14 protein-coding genes are annotated in these 14396 nt (G+C 62.1%); 10 read left to right on the forward strand and 4 right to left on the reverse strand.

Translation table 11 applies throughout. The features are described 5' to 3' along the window. Positions 1–81: 81 nt before the first annotated feature. Positions 82–297 carry a BldC family transcriptional regulator gene (locus BH682_RS05930; RefSeq protein WP_003945782.1) on the forward strand — a complete coding sequence of 72 codons (216 nt, stop codon included), beginning with the start codon at positions 82–84 and terminating at the stop codon, positions 295–297. Between the two features lie 72 nt (positions 298–369). On the opposite strand, the gene BH682_RS05935 is transcribed toward BH682_RS05930, so the two are convergent. From BH682_RS05935 to BH682_RS05945, 3 genes are read right to left on the reverse strand one after another with little or no spacing between them, the layout of a single operon-like run. Beyond that, positions 370–1569: an acetyl-CoA C-acetyltransferase gene (locus BH682_RS05935; RefSeq protein ID WP_065456052.1), complete on the reverse strand. Its 1200-nt coding sequence runs from the start codon at positions 1567–1569 to the stop codon at positions 370–372. Continuing rightward, positions 1566–2228, reverse strand: coding sequence for a 3-oxoacid CoA-transferase subunit B (locus tag BH682_RS05940; RefSeq protein ID WP_075832417.1), 663 nt, complete (start codon positions 2226–2228; stop codon positions 1566–1568). Before BH682_RS05940 ends, BH682_RS05935 begins: the two co-directional genes overlap by 4 nt. After that, positions 2225–2992, reverse strand: coding sequence for a CoA transferase subunit A (locus BH682_RS05945; RefSeq protein ID WP_172403426.1), 768 nt, complete (start codon positions 2990–2992; stop codon positions 2225–2227). Before BH682_RS05945 ends, BH682_RS05940 begins: the two co-directional genes overlap by 4 nt. A gap of 167 nt (positions 2993–3159) precedes the next feature. Between BH682_RS05945 and BH682_RS05950 the strand changes: the two genes are divergently transcribed. Continuing rightward, positions 3160–3939 carry an IclR family transcriptional regulator gene (locus tag BH682_RS05950; protein WP_070160312.1) on the forward strand — a complete coding sequence of 260 codons (780 nt, stop codon included), beginning with the start codon at positions 3160–3162 and terminating at the stop codon, positions 3937–3939. Here the strand turns inward: BH682_RS05950 and BH682_RS05955 are convergent. Next, positions 3936–4538, reverse strand: a complete 603-nt coding sequence (locus BH682_RS05955; RefSeq protein WP_064075792.1) for a helix-turn-helix domain-containing protein — start codon at positions 4536–4538, stop codon at positions 3936–3938. The genes BH682_RS05950 and BH682_RS05955 overlap by 4 nt on opposite strands. A 112-nt stretch (positions 4539–4650) precedes the next feature. On the opposite strand from BH682_RS05955, the gene BH682_RS05960 reads away from it, so the two are divergent. The 8 genes from BH682_RS05960 to nagB all read left to right on the forward strand — a co-directional run bounded on the left by BH682_RS05960 (position 4651) and on the right by nagB (position 14383). After that, on the forward strand, positions 4651–6054 hold the full coding sequence (locus BH682_RS05960; protein ID WP_075832419.1) for an MFS transporter: 1404 nt from the start codon (positions 4651–4653) through the stop codon (positions 6052–6054). Positions 6055–6163: 109 nt separating this feature from the next. Continuing rightward, on the forward strand, positions 6164–8071 hold the full coding sequence (locus BH682_RS05965) for an alkyl/aryl-sulfatase (RefSeq protein ID WP_042452401.1): 1908 nt from the start codon (positions 6164–6166) through the stop codon (positions 8069–8071). Between the two features lie 17 nt (positions 8072–8088). Next, positions 8089–9069 (forward strand): linear amide C-N hydrolase, encoded by a 981-nt coding sequence (locus BH682_RS05970; RefSeq protein ID WP_064075789.1) that lies wholly within the window; start codon positions 8089–8091, stop codon positions 9067–9069. Positions 9070–9173: 104 nt separating this feature from the next. After that, positions 9174–10499 carry an MFS transporter gene (locus tag BH682_RS05975; RefSeq protein ID WP_075832421.1) on the forward strand — a complete coding sequence of 442 codons (1326 nt, stop codon included), beginning with the start codon at positions 9174–9176 and terminating at the stop codon, positions 10497–10499. A 46-nt stretch (positions 10500–10545) separates the two neighbouring features. Next, positions 10546–11742 (forward strand): anhydro-N-acetylmuramic acid kinase, encoded by a 1197-nt coding sequence (locus tag BH682_RS05980; protein WP_075832423.1) that lies wholly within the window; start codon positions 10546–10548, stop codon positions 11740–11742. After that, on the forward strand, positions 11739–12614 hold the full coding sequence (locus tag BH682_RS05985) for a MurR/RpiR family transcriptional regulator (RefSeq protein ID WP_003941452.1): 876 nt from the start codon (positions 11739–11741) through the stop codon (positions 12612–12614). Before BH682_RS05980 ends, BH682_RS05985 begins: the two co-directional genes overlap by 4 nt. 71 nt (positions 12615–12685) lie before the next feature. After that, entirely contained in the window at positions 12686–13603 is a 918-nt protein-coding gene (gene murQ, locus BH682_RS05990) for an N-acetylmuramic acid 6-phosphate etherase (RefSeq protein ID WP_039972677.1), read from the forward strand. Continuing rightward, the gene (gene nagB / locus BH682_RS05995) at positions 13604–14383 is read left to right on the forward strand and encodes a glucosamine-6-phosphate deaminase (protein ID WP_003941456.1); all 780 of its coding nucleotides are present in this window, start codon (positions 13604–13606) and stop codon (positions 14381–14383) included. It begins immediately after the preceding gene. Positions 14384–14396 lie beyond the last annotated feature (13 nt).

Here is a 14396-nt window from a genome sequence, read left to right on the forward strand (position 1 = left end):
GCGAGTCTTTCACAGCACGCCAGGGGTTGCCAATTCATCGTCGGACCCATCCCTTCAGTCGGCAGCTACGAATGACTGCCAATGAGCCGAGAAGAAGAGCACACAGCACCTGTCGACGAGTGGCTGACGACCAAACAGGTTGCAGCACTGTTCCACGTCGACAGGACCACGGTGTCCAGATGGGCGAGGGAGGGCAAAGTCGGCACTCTGAGAACGCTTGGCGGGCATCGGAGGTACCGGCGATCGGAGATCGAGACGTTGCTGCGTAACCGCTCGACGACGCTCGATCACCAATAACCTTCGGCACGAAACAGACAGGTCGCCGAGCATGATGAGGGCTCGGCGACCTGTCTGGTCAGCAGGAAGTAATCAGGCCTTGGGGACGCGGACGATGAGTGCGTCGCCTTGTCCGCCGCCGCCGCAGAGTGCGGCTGCGCCGATGCCGCCGCCGCGGCGTTGCAGTTCGAGGGCGAGGTGCAGGGCGATGCGGGCGCCGGACATGCCGAGGGGGTGGCCGACGGCGATGGCGCCGCCGTTGACGTTGACCTTGGCGGGGTCGAGGCCGAGTTCGCGGGTGGAGGCGATCCCGACGGCGGCGAATGCTTCGTTGATTTCGACGAGGTCGAGGTCGGTGGGGTCGATGCCTTCCTTCGCGCAGGCTTTGGCGATGGCCCGGGCGGGTTGGGACTGGAGGGTGGAGTCGGGTCCGGCGACGACGCCGTGGGCGCCGATTTCCGCGATCCAGGTCAGGCCGAGTTCTTCGGCTTTGGTTTTGCTCATCACGATCACGGCGGCGGCGCCGTCGGAGATCGGGGAGGCGGAGCCGGCGGTGATGGTGCCGTCCTTGCTGAACGCGGGACGCAGTTTGCCGAGGGATTCGGTGGTGGTGTCGGCGCGGATGCCTTCGTCCTGGGCGAAGACGATGGGCTCGCCCTTGCGTTGGGGGATGGAGACGGGGACGACTTCGTTGTCGAAGAGGCCGTCTTTCCAGGCGCGGGCCGCGTTCTGGTGTGAGGCGGCGGCGAAGGCGTCCTGCTCGGCGCGGGTGATGTGGGCGGTTTCTTGTTGGTTGACTTGTTCGGTGAGCAGGCCCATGGCCTGGTCGGTGAAGATGTCGTGGAGGCCGTCGTAGGCCATGTGGTCGCGGAGGGTGACGTCGCCGTATTTGAAGCCTTCGCGGCTTTTTTCGAGCATGTGGGGTGCGCGGGACATCGATTCCTGCCCGCCGGCGACGACGATGTCGAATTCGCCGGCGCGGATGAGTTGGTCGGCGAGGGCGATGGCGTCGATGCCGGAGAGGCACACTTTGTTGATGCTCAGGGCGGGGACGTTCATGGGGATGCCGGCGGCGACGGCGGCTTGGCGGGCGGGCATCTGGCCGGCGCCGGCGGTGAGGACCTGTCCCATGATGACGTAGTCGACCTGTTCGGGGGCGACTGAGGACTTGTCGAGGGCGCCTTTGATGGCGATGCCGCCGAGGTCGGACCCGGAGAGGTCTTTCAACGATCCGAGGAGTCGACCCATCGGGGTACGAGCTCCCGCAACAATCACAGTGGTCGTGTCGGTCATGCCAGTTCAACTTTCAGTTCGGTGCCGGTTGCGGCGACTACGTCTTCGACGCTGACATCGGGGGCGAGTTCACGCAGGACGAGTGGACCTTCTTCGCTCACGTCGATGACGGCGAGGTTGGTGATGATCCGATTCACCACGCCCTGGCCGGTGAGCGGCAGGGTGCAGGCGTCAACGATCTTGGGGTTGCCGTCGCGGTCGTTGTGCTCCATGACGACGATGACGCGTCGGGCTCCGTGGACCAGGTCCATCGCGCCGCCCATGCCCTTGACCATCTTCCCGGGGACCATCCAGTTTGCGAGGTCGCCCGTCTTCGACACCTGCATACCGCCGAGGACTGCGGTGTCGATGTGGCCGCCGCGGATCATCCCGAACGAGAGGGCCGAATCAAAATATGCTGCACCGGGATTGACGGTCACGGTCTCTTTGCCGGCGTTGATGAGGTCAGGATCGACGTGGTCCTCGGTGGGATACGGTCCGGTGCCGAGAATTCCGTTCTCCGAGTGCAGGACCACACGAACGTCCGAGCCCAGGTATCCGGGAATCAGTGTGGGAAGGCCGATTCCGAGATTGACGTACTCCCCGTCGATCATCTCTGCAGCCGCCCGCGCTGCCATCTGCTGGCGCGTCCAACCCGTCACTGTCACTGGTGCGGTCATCGTGAGGTTCCTTCCGAAGCGCTGACGGTTCGCTTTTCGATTCGCTTGTTCTGAGGGCCGGTGTGCACAATTCTCTGCACGAAGACTCCGGGCAGGTGCACCGATGCCGGGTCGATTTCACCGGGCTCGACCAGACGTTCCACCTGCGCGATGGTGACCCGTCCCGCCATCGCGGCGAGCGGGTTGAAGTTCATCGCGGTCTTGTCGAACACCAGGTTGCCGTCGGTGTCACCGAGAACGGCGTGCACGAGTGCGTAGTCGGCGTTGATCGCCTCTTCCATCACGTAACGCTTGGTTCCGAAGACGCGAGTCTCCTTCGGAGGCGATGCAATAGCGATCGAGCCGTCGGCGTCGTAGCGCCATGGCATTCCGCCGTCGGAGATGGGGCTACCCACTCCGGCCGGTGTGAAGAATGCGGGGATTCCGGTTCCGCCGGCGCGCAGACGCTCGGCGAGCGTGCCCTGCGGCGTCAGTTCCACTTCGAGTTCGCCGGCCAGGTACTGCCGGGCGAACTCCTTGTTCTCACCGACGTACGACGCGGTCACCCGTCGGATACGTCCGGCGCTCAGCAAGATTCCGAGACCGTGATCGTCGACGCCGCAGTTGTTGGAGAACACCTCGAGGTCGGTTGCACTCGTAGCTGCGATCGCGTCGATCAACACGTCGGGGATGCCGCACAAGCCGAATCCGCCGACGGCCAGCGTTGCGCCGTCGACGATGTCGGCGACCGCCTCCGCTGCGGACTCGTACACCTTTGCTGTCATGTTCTCTCCCTGCCAAGCGTTCATTGAGTAGACACTCACTCACTTCGATATCTAGTGAACTATCTCCAGTTCACAGGTTCAAGGAATCTCGAACATCAACCGAGAACTGATCGACTACTGATCGTCTGAAGGAATTTCGTTCATTGAATGGACGCTAGGATGGCTGCATGCCAACTCACGGGCAATCGCCGGCCATGGTCGCGCGGGTGGCTGCACTTCTGCGAGCCCTCGGCGCGTCCGAACCAACGGGCACTTCCACCACGGAATTGGGCAAGGTCACCGGCCTCGCTCGGCCCACTGCGCACCGACTGCTCACGTCCCTGGCTGCCGAAGGACTGGTCGACCGTGACGCACGAACCGGTCGATGGTCTCTCGGCCCGGAGTTGTACCTCCTGGGGGCGGCGGCCGGAAATCGGTACGACATCACCGACCGGGCTCGCGACGTCGTCGACGAACTTGCCCGGGTCACGGGGGAGAGCGCCTTCCTGTCGGCACGCCGAGGTGACGAGACCGTCTGCATCCTGAGTCAGGAAGGTAGTTTTCCACTGCGATCTCACGTGCTGCACGAGGGGAAGCGGTTCCCGTTGGGGGTCGCGTCGGCGGGGCTTGCCATCTTGAGCCATTTACCGACGCGGGACGTCGACGACTATTTCGCCCGGGTGAATCTGGATTCGGAATGGGGTGAGATCCACAGTGAGACATCGATCCGTGAGCGAATCGAGTCGACGCGTGTCACCGGGTACGCGGTCAATCCAGCCCTCATCGTCGAGGGAAGCTGGGGGATGGGTGCCGCGGTGTTCGATCGCAACGGTCGCCCGGCCTGGGCGCTGAGCCTGACCGGAGTGGAAACACGCTTCCGGCCCGCGCGTCATGCCGAGTTGGGAACGCTGCTCCTCGAGCACGCTCACACACTGTCGAACCGATTGAAAACGCATGCAGTGAACTAACTTTCGGGAACCAGGTCTTGTGCAGTAGTAGTTTTTGCCTTCGTGCGCACATGTGCCTTCTCGCCTTGCGGGCCGAAAAGATGCAAGATTTCCACCACCTGTTCATCGGCAGGCCCGAACCAGTGGGGCTCGGCAGTGTCGAACTCCGCGACTTCCCCGGGGTGTAGGAGAACCTCGTTCGCCCCCAGGATGAGACGCAGATCCCCGGCGAGGACGTAGAGCCATTCGTAGCCGGCGTGGGTGACCAGCTTCGGTGGACGCGGACCGATCACTTGCTTGAAGACCTGCACGCGGCCGGGATAGCGCGTCAACGGAACGACGGCACTGCCGTTCTTGCGTCGGCTCGGGGTGAGATGGACCCGAGGATCGCCCGTAGCGGGGGCGCCGACGAGTTGGTCCAGCGCGACCCGGTGCGCTCGGGCAAGCGGCAACAGCAGATCGAGGGTGGGACGACGCTTCCCCGATTCGAGGCGTGAGAGTGCGCTGACAGAGATGCCGGTGGCTTCGGACAGGCCCTCGAGGGTCAATCCGCGATCGCGTCGGAGCGTGCGCAGTCTCGGTCCGATATCGGTGATCAACTGCTCGAATTCAGCATCCATGCCGTCCATCTTTGCAGTTTCCGCAAAATTCTTACCGACTTCGGACGCTGGAGAGCAACGATCCTTTCGACAGTCGAGTACGGCAGAGCACTTCGAGAGATGGAGTCCGACCATGAAACCTTCGAGCGGGATCGAACCGCAAGTGATCGGACTTGATGCACGGCGGCGATGGGGCATCCTGGCGATCTGCTGCACGAGCCTGTTCGTCGTCGGGTTGGACACCACCATCGTCAACGTGGCCCTGCCGACGATCGGTGAGGGATTTCGCGTGGGAACCCGTGGTCTGGAATGGGTCGTCAACGCATACACACTCGTCCTGGCGAGCTTGCTGATCTCGTCCGGAGCAGTGGCCGATCGTTTCGGCAGGAGACGAGTCTTTCAGATCGGTCTGGTGGTTTTCGGGGTGGCGTCGATTGCCTGCGCGCTCGCTCCGTCCGTCGAGATGTTGATCGCGGCGCGGATCGTCCAAGGCGTCGGCGGGTCGATGCTCAGTCCGGTTGCCTTGGCGATCGTCGTCAACGTGATGACCGACCCGAAGGAGCGGGCCAAGGCAATCGGGGTGTGGGCCGCGGTCTTCGGTCTGAGTATGGCGGCAGGTCCGATCGTCGGCGGCGTGCTCATCGAAAGTTTCGGCTGGCGATCGGTTTTCTGGATCAACGCGCCCGTGATCTTGGCCGTGCTCGCCCTGACTGCTGTGTTTGTACCGGAGTCCCGAGCGCAGCAGTCGCGACGACTCGATCTTCCCGGTCAGTTGCTACTGGTGATTCTTGTCGGCGGGGCGGTCGCCCTTCTGATAGAGGGTCCGCGAATCGGATGGTTCTCTGCCGCGGCGACGGCAGGGTACGTCTTTGTTGCTGCAGCGTTGGCCGCATTCATCCGCGTCGAATCACGCAAGCGCGAGCCACTGATGGATCTGGCACTCTTTCGCCGCAGAACGTTCTCGTCGGCTGTGGTCGGCGCTGTCGTGGTGTTCGTGGCGTTGAACGTGACGCTACTGCTCGGCACGTTCTACTTGCAGCACTCCCGCGGAATGAGTCCGGCACTGGCCGGCGCGATCACCCTTCCGATGGCTGTTGCGGCAACGGTCTGCGCGCCGTTGTCCGGAATACTCGTCGGACGCTTCGGCCCGCGGCGGCCGCTACTCATTGCTGGTAGCTTCACGACACTCGGCGGGCTGTGCCTGGTCTCGCTCGACAACAACACGGCGATTCCGATGCTCTTGGCCGCTTACCTGTTCCTCGGTATCGGATTCGGATTCTCGAATGCCCCGATCACCAACACCGCCGTCAACGGGTTGCCGAGATCGCAGGCGGGGCTTGCTGGTGGAATAACCTCCAGTGCACGCCAATTCGGTGCTGCTCTCGGTGTTGCGCTGGCCGGTGGCATCATCGGCGGCAGTGCATCGGTGGATGTCGCGCAGGCATCGAGGTCGGGATGGATCCTGGTTGCCGGATGTGGGATCGCGGTCCTGGTGATTGCACTCGCATCTCGGAATTCCGAGGAACTCCCCGGCTGATCACCTCGCGTGTTCGTGGGAGCTTCACCCTGCGCGGGTGATTCCAAGCGCGTGCCCAACCGATACAGATGATGGGGTATCAGATCGTCGTATCCGAGCGGGGAGTGCCATGTGCCAGACACCTAAGGACGCAACACCGGCCACAGTCACGGCGAATCGCGAGGCAGTCGCACGGTATGCCATGGACGACCGGCAGGATTTTGCCGACGCGGATCGAGGATTGATCGCTCCGTTGCCGGGCAAGGTTGTCGCCGATGACGGGCATACGGTCTTCGATCCCGATGCGATGGCATACCTCGGTGACGATGTTGCCGCGCCGGAGACAGTCAATCCGAGCCTGTGGCGTCAAGGACAACTGATGCGCCGAGGTGGTCTGTATCAGGTGACGGATCGCCTTTACCAGGTACGGAACAACGACCTGGCAAATTTGACGGTTGTCGAAGGTGGCGAGGGACTGATCGTCATCGACTGTATGGCGGGGGTCGAATCGGCGCGCCAGGGTATGAAGATGATTCGTGAGCACGTCAGCGACAAGCCAGTTTCGGCGATCATCTACACGCACACCCACATCGACCACTACGGCGGAGTCAAAGGGATCGTCGATCTGGACGACGTGACGTCCGGGCGAGTTCCGATCATCGCACCGGGCACGATCGCGTCGTTCGACAAGTTCGCGATCGGGGAAAACGTCGTCGCCGGAAATGCCATGGCGAGACGGTCCTTCTACGCCTTCGGTGGATTGCTCGATCTCGATGCCAAAGGGATGGTTACCTGCGGCATCGGCACGATCAGCACGAAAGGTCCACTTGTCTCGTATATTTCCCCCACTGACAGCATCACGGAGACCGGAACGAAGCGTGAGATAGCCGGTCTGGAATTCGAGTTCCTCTACGCGCCGGATACCGAGGCCCCGGAGGAAATGCACATCTGGATCCCCGAACTCGCCGCGCTGACCTGTGCGGAGAATGCCAATCATTCGCTCCACAACATCCAGACCTTAAGAGGTGCGCGCACTCGCGACGCTCGGAACTTCGCGCGGTATCTGGACGAGACTCTCGAGCGGTGGGGAGACGACGCGGCTGTTCACTACGGACCGCACACGTGGCCGGTGTGGGGTAACGAGAACCTGGTGCCGTTCATCGAATCGCAAAGGGACACTTACAAGTACATTCACGACCAGGCACTCCGTCTCGCGAACAAGGGGTACACGCCGCTCGAAGCTGCCGAGGTGATCGAACTACCGGACGAACTCGGGCGCAAGTGGTACAACCGCGGATATCACGGCACTCTGCACCACGACGTTCGCGCCGTGTACACCAAGGAACTGGGAATGTGGGACGGCGATCCGGTGTCGCTTCATCCTCATCCGCCGGTCGAATCGGCGAAGAGGTTCGTCGATCTCCTTGGCGCGCAGAAGATCCTGGACGAGGGTAAGCGGGCATTCGACGCCGCGGACTACCGATGGGCGGCAGAGATCCTGCACAAGTTGGTGTTCGCGCAACCGGAGAACGCCGAAGCGAGGAACCTGCAAGCCGACGTCTACGAGCAGATGGGCTATCAAGCCGAAGGGCCGCAGTGGCGTGGGATCTATCTCTCGGCCGCATTGGAACTACGCGAGGGCGCCCAGCCTGCCCCGTACGTCACGGCAAGTCAGGACAGTGTCCTCGCGATGCCCATCGACATCCTCTTCGACTTCGTTGCAATACATCTCATCGGCGACAAGGCCACCGACGCGGAACTGCGGATCGATTTCGTGTTCACCGATCGCGGCGACGAGGCATGGACTGCGTGGGTCAAGCGCGGCGTCCTCAACGCACGTAAGGGCGCGTCACCGAACACACAACTGACGGTCTCGGGCCCGAAGGCGGCGCTCGTGGGAGCGCTTCTTCAACCGGGCGCGGCCGCCGAACTGGCCAAGGCCGGGCAGATTTCGCTCGACGGAGACGAATCAGCGCTCGAGACGCTGGGAGGGTTGCTCGATACCTTCGATCCCAGTTTCAATATCGTCACGCCGTAACGAAGGGATAGCTTTCGATGTGTACACGCTTGGTCTACTTGGGGCCCAACGACACTGTGATCACTGCTCGATCGATGGATTGGAAGGTCGACCTCGGAACAAACCTCTGGGCATTCCCGCGCGGCATGACCAGAGAGGGCTGTGCAGGTCCGAACTCGATACAGTGGACGTCGAAATACGGAAGTGTTGTCGCGACGGCCTACGACATGTGCACGACCGACGGGGTCAACGAGGCTGGGCTGTCTGCCAATCTTTTGTGGTTGGTCGAGTCCGAGTACCCGACGTATGACGGTTCGACCCCGGGATTGTCGATCGCGGCGTGGGCGCAATACGTCCTGGATCGCTTTGCGACAGTTCAGGAAGCGGTCGAAGTGCTCGCGTCGGAACCGTTCACGGTAGTGACCGCTGCCGTTCCCGGCGAAGACCGCCTCGCAACGCTGCACATGTCGCTCTCGGACGCCGGGGGAGACAGCGCGATCATCGAGTACGTCGGTGGACGCCCGACGATTCATCACAGCCGTGAGTACCAGGTGATGACCAATTCGCCGATCTTCGATCAGCAACTCGCCGTCAACGAGTACTGGAAGCAGATCAACGGGACCGTCATGCTGCCCGGAACAAACCGTGCCGCTGACAGATTCGCTCGGGCGTCGTTTTATGTCGATGCGATACCGCAGACGGACGATCCGCGGGCGGCGTTGGCGTCCACCTTCAGTGTTATTCGGAATGTGTCGGTGCCCCTGGGAATTTCGACTCCCGATGAGCCCAACATCTCATCGACCCGTTGGCGCACCGTCGTCGATCACAAACGCACGCTCTATTTCTTCGAGTCGGCGATGACGCCCAATACCTTCTGGGTGGACGTGGCGTCGATGGATCTCGCGGAAGGGACACCCGTCCGAAAGCTCGGACTCGGACCGAACGAGAGCACCGTCTATTCCGGTGACTCCACTGACCAGTTCGAACGGGCGGAGGCATTCACGTTCGCGGGAGCATAAGGCTTCCGGGCGTAGCAAAAATCCAATTGTGAAACTTCTTGACATTTCTACTCCGTTCAGATGAAACTTTGTTGCATATTCGGGTTTCGTCAACGGAGGACGGCATGGGCATCACAGTGCAGACACGGAACGATGGTGCGCAGCTCAAACGGCGCAGGGCGCTCGTCGCCGGCTCCGTCGGAAATTTCATCGAGTGGTACGAGTTCGGTGTGTACGGGTTCTTCGCGACGATCATCGCGTCGAACTTCTTCAGCGCCGACGGCTCCGGCGACCTCGAAAGCCTGATCAAGACCTACGCGTCGTTTGCGTTGGCGTTTTTCTTCCGCCCAGTGGGGGCCGCGCTGTTCGGTCGACTCGGTGACCGCATCGGCCGACGTCCCACCCTGGTGATCGTTCTTCTGCTGATGTCGGCTGCGACGACCCTGATCGGTGTGCTCCCCACCTACGAGAGCGTCGGAATTCTGGCACCGCTTCTCTTGACGGTCCTTCGAATTCTGCAGGGATTGTCGGCCGGTGGTGAGTTCGGCGGTGCAGTGTCGGTGATGACCGAGTTCGCTCCGCCCGGACGACGTGGGCTGTACGGCTCGTGGCAGTCGTTCACCGTCGCACTCGGACTGCTCGCCGGTGCGGGGATCGCAGCACTCCTCGCCACTGTCCTCGACCCGTCACAGCTCAGTGACTGGGGCTGGCGCATTCCGTTCCTCCTTGCACTGCCGATGGGGCTGGTTGCCCTGTGGCTCAGGCTCCGGCTCGAAGAAACGCCGTCGTTCGAGCGTGCTCGATCAGTCCAGTCCGAACCGACAGCTGATGCGCCGGTAGTGCAGCCGACTGTCGGAGAGACAGCCAAGGCGATTCTGCTCGGAATCGGGCGGTTGATGGGGTGGTCTGCTGCCGGTTACACGTTCCTCGTCGTGATGCCGACTTATCTTCAGAGTTCACTCAACGCGACTTTCCATCAGGCACTTGTTGCTTCCGTGCTCGCCAATGCGGGCTTCGCGGTGACCATTCCGATCGCGGGTGGACTCAGCGATCGCATCGGACGACGCGCGGTCATGCTCACCGGCACCGTGATAATTCTGGTCTTGGCTCTGCCGCTGCTCAACGTCCTGCAGAACGAGCAGACGTCTCTGACAGCCAAGGGATTTGCAGTGTTTGCCGCCGGCGCCGCAGTGGGACTTGTTGCCGGACCAGGACCCGCCATGCTCTCCGAGATGTTCCCCACCTCGGTCCGGTACACCGGATTGGGACTCGCATACTCCCTGTCCAACGCGGTCTTTTCGGGCTGCGCCGGTCTGATCATCACGTGGTTGATCAAGGAAACGTCCAATCTCGATATTCCGGCCTACTTCGTGATGGCAACATGCGCCGTCAGCGCGATCGCCTTGAGTACCTTGCGAGGGAATGCCCACAAGCGGGCACTCGTCGACTGACCGCAGTTCTTCCGAACGCCGAAACGATGCGAGTAAGGGATATTTCATGAGAGTCATCGGTCTGATGTCCGGTACTTCGTACGACGCTATCGATGCTGCCGCAGCAGACATCCGGATCGACGGGGACACTCTTGTGCTCACCCCACTGGGCATGGTCAGCGAACCGTATTCCGGTGAGTTGCGGGCAGCGGTGGCGGCTGCGGTACCGCCGGCGTCCACCACTGTCGGTCAGATCTGCCAACTCGACACCGAGATCGGACAGGCATTTGCGGCCGTGGCTGCGCGGGCGAATGAGGAACTGTGCGGTGGCAGTGCGGAATTGATCTCCTCACATGGTCAGACGATGTTCCACTGGGTCGAAGGAGCGCAAGTAAAAGGCACTCTTCAGCTCGGGCAGCCGGCCTGGATAGCCGAGAAGACCGGATGCACGGTCGTGTCGGACCTGCGCTCTCGCGACGTGGCGACGGGTGGTCAGGGTGCACCACTGGTCAGTGCGTTCGACGTATTGTGGCTCAACGGAAGAACTTCGGGTTCCGTCGCGCTCAATCTCGGTGGCATCGCGAACGTCACTGCTCCGGGAGGCGCCCCGACATCGACGGCAGAAGGTGCCGCAGTACCGATTGCCTTCGACACCGGCCCCGCAAATGCGTTGATCGACGCTGCGGTAAGCGAATTCACCGCGGGGGAGCAGTGGTTCGATCTCGGAGGTGCTCTGGGCGCAGCCGGCACACCGAACGTCGATCTGCTCGCACAACTACTGAGCGAACCGTATTACGCGCAGCCCGCTCCCAAGAGCACAGGCAAGGAATTGTTCCATCGGGACTACCTACTCGCCGCACTGCGGGGCTACGAATCCTTGTCTCTGGCCGACATCGTCGCGACACTGACTGCACTGACCGCCCGGACCGTCGCCGATTCCGTCAAAGCGCTGGCGGCTACCGAAGTGGTGGTGTCAGGCGGTGGCACCAAGAACCCGACGTTGATGGCGATGCTCCGTGACGAACTGGGCGACATCGCGCTTGTCTCTTCGGACGAGCTCGGCGTCACTTCCGACATCAAGGAAGCATTGGCTTTCGCGGTTCTCGGCTATCTCACCGCACACGGATTGCCTGGAAGCATTGCTTCGTGCACCGGTGCGCGTCACGCCAGTGTGCTCGGATCTCTGACGCCAGGAAGCCGTGGGCTGCCTAGAATCACATCGGTGCCGTCAGCTCCGAAAACGATGCGAATCGAGGCGTTATGACTTTGGACCGGAGTGCTCCGGCGTCCGTCGACCTGCTTGCTCGTATTCGTGCATCACTGAGTAGCCTCTCGCCTGCCGAGCTGCGGATCGCCGAAATCATCGAAGCCGACCCCAGTCTGGCCTCCACCCTGACGGTCAACGACCTCGCCGAACGAGCGTCGACAAGCACGGCGACAGTGGTCCGTACAGCCAAACGACTCGGTTTCGAGGGTTATCCACAGCTTCGTCTCGCGCTGGCGGCGATCAGCGGGTCCGGTACAGAGAACACGATTCCGCTCGGTGTGGACATCGTTGCTGCCGACTCGGCCGGTGAGGTGATGGCCAAGCTCGCCGAGTTCGAATCCGAACAACTCAAGGGCACGGCGCAATTGACAGATCCTGCTGCGCTCGAAGAAGTTGTGTCCCGGATTCGATCCGCCCGCCGCGTCGAGGTCTACGGCATCGGCGCCTCTGGCATCGTCGCGCAAGACCTCACGTTGAAGCTCTCTCGCATCGACGTCAACTGCCGGGTTCATCTCGACCGAGACGCGGCCATGGTCAGCGCCAGCTTGCTCGGACCGGACGACATCGCAGTGGGGATCTCACATTCGGGTGAGACTTCGGATGTCGTGGAACCACTTGCCCTTGCGCGTCGAACCGGGGCGTCGACGGCTGCGATCACCGGAGGGGCACGATCGACGCTCGCCGTGCAGTCACATCACGTTCTGCTCACTGCCGGTAGAGAATTCGGTTTCCGATCGGCTGCGATGGCAAGCCGCACCGGTCAGCTGTTGGTAGTCGACACAATTTTTGCGATGGTGGCGCACTCGCTGCCCAGCGCACTCTCTGCTCTGCAACGAAGCCATGATGCCATTGCTTCGAAGCGGCACTGACGAGGAGTCGTCGCTGTGAGTACTGACGAGGAGTCGTCGTAATGAATATCGATCGAGGAGGACTCGCCACAATGCAATTGGAAATGCTCTCCACCGAGAGACCCAACCCTCTGACCCGCGATCTCGATGTCATGTCGGTGTCGGGTCTGCTGACGGTGATGAATCAACAGGACGCAATCGTGGCCGGCGCGGTGGCAGCGGTACTACCCGCCATCGAAGCCGCAGTCGACTTGATCGTCGCGGCCCGAGCACAAGGTGGTCGACTGATCTACCTGGGAGCGGGGACAAGTGGGCGTCTGGGAGTTCTCGACGCGGTGGAATGCCCTCCGACGTTCGGGACCGATCCGGGCGAGGTGATCGGCATCATCGCCGGTGGCCCTGGAGCGTTTCTGAACGCCGTCGAGGGGGCAGAGGACGATCCGCGAGCGGCTGGGGTCGATCTCGACGCAATCTCGTTGAACGCCAACGACGTCGTGGTGGGTCTGGCTGCCAGCGGTCGTACCCCCTACGTCATCGGGGGACTCGATCACGCCCGCGAACTCGGCGCTGCAACAGTGGCAGTCTCGTGCAACCGGAACGCGGCAATGAGTTCTCACGCCGGCGTGGCCATCGAAGTGGAGACCGGCCCCGAAATCCTCACCGGATCGACGAGGCTCAAGGCCGGAACTGCGCAGAAGATGGTGTGCAACATGCTCTCCACGGCGAGTATGGTTCGCTCCGGGAAGGCATTCCACAATCTGATGGTCGATCTTCGGCCGACCAATGCCAAGCTTGTCGATCGTGCGAACCGGATCGTCGCGGCAGCCACCGGAGTCGATACCGAGATCGCTGCGGAGACCATCGACAATGCCGATGGTCATGTGAAGGCAGCGGTCGTCATGTTGTTGGCCGAATGCGACTTCGCCGAAGCAACCGAACTGTTGGACCGCGCTTCGGGTTCGGTACGTGAGGCCATCGTCGGAGCCGGCAAGAGCAGTGAGGAAGTCTGAATGGAAATCGTCATAGTTCCCAGTCCGGAGGACGGCGGGCGAATCGCTGCCGATATCGTTTGCGGCGCAATCGAAAACGGAGCGCGGACGCTCGGCCTCGCGACCGGATCGTCACCGCTGCACACGTATCGAGAGCTGATCAAGAGGCATCGAGAATCGGGAGTGTCGTTCGCGGCGATGAGCGCGTATCTTCTCGACGAGTATGTAGGTCTCACGTCCGATCAGCCGCAGTCCTACGCGCACACCATCCGCACGGAACTCGTGGATCACCTCGACATCGACAATGCGCGAGTGTTCAGCCCCGACGGCGGGGCCGCGGATCCCAGTGACGCTGCCCGGCGTTACGACGCTGCCATCGCCGAAAACGGTCCCATCGACGTGCAGATCCTCGGCATCGGCCTGAACGGACACATCGGTTTCAACGAGCCCTCCTCCTCGCTTGCATCGCGCACCCGAGTGAAGACCTTGACCGAGAGGACCCGCGCCGACAATGCACGGTTCTTCGCAGACCCAGCCGACGTACCGCATCATGTGATCACGCAAGGGCTCGGAACCATCAGTGATGCAAGGCATCTCGTCCTGATCGCGGACGGCGCCCGCAAAGCGCCCGCCGTCCGGGCCGCGGTCGAAGGTCCGGTCTCGGCATTCTGCCCGGCGTCGGTGCTGCAGCTGCATCCACACGTGACCGTCATAGTCGACGAGGCAGCTGCCGGCGAACTCCAACTAGCGGACTTCTACCGCTACACAACCGAGCACAAGCCTGCAGAGCAAGGTTACTGAAAAGCGGGCTGCT

Source organism: Rhodococcus sp. YL-1, assembly GCF_001942025.1.
Classification (GTDB): Bacteria; Actinomycetota; Actinomycetes; order Mycobacteriales; family Mycobacteriaceae; genus Rhodococcus_F; species Rhodococcus_F qingshengii.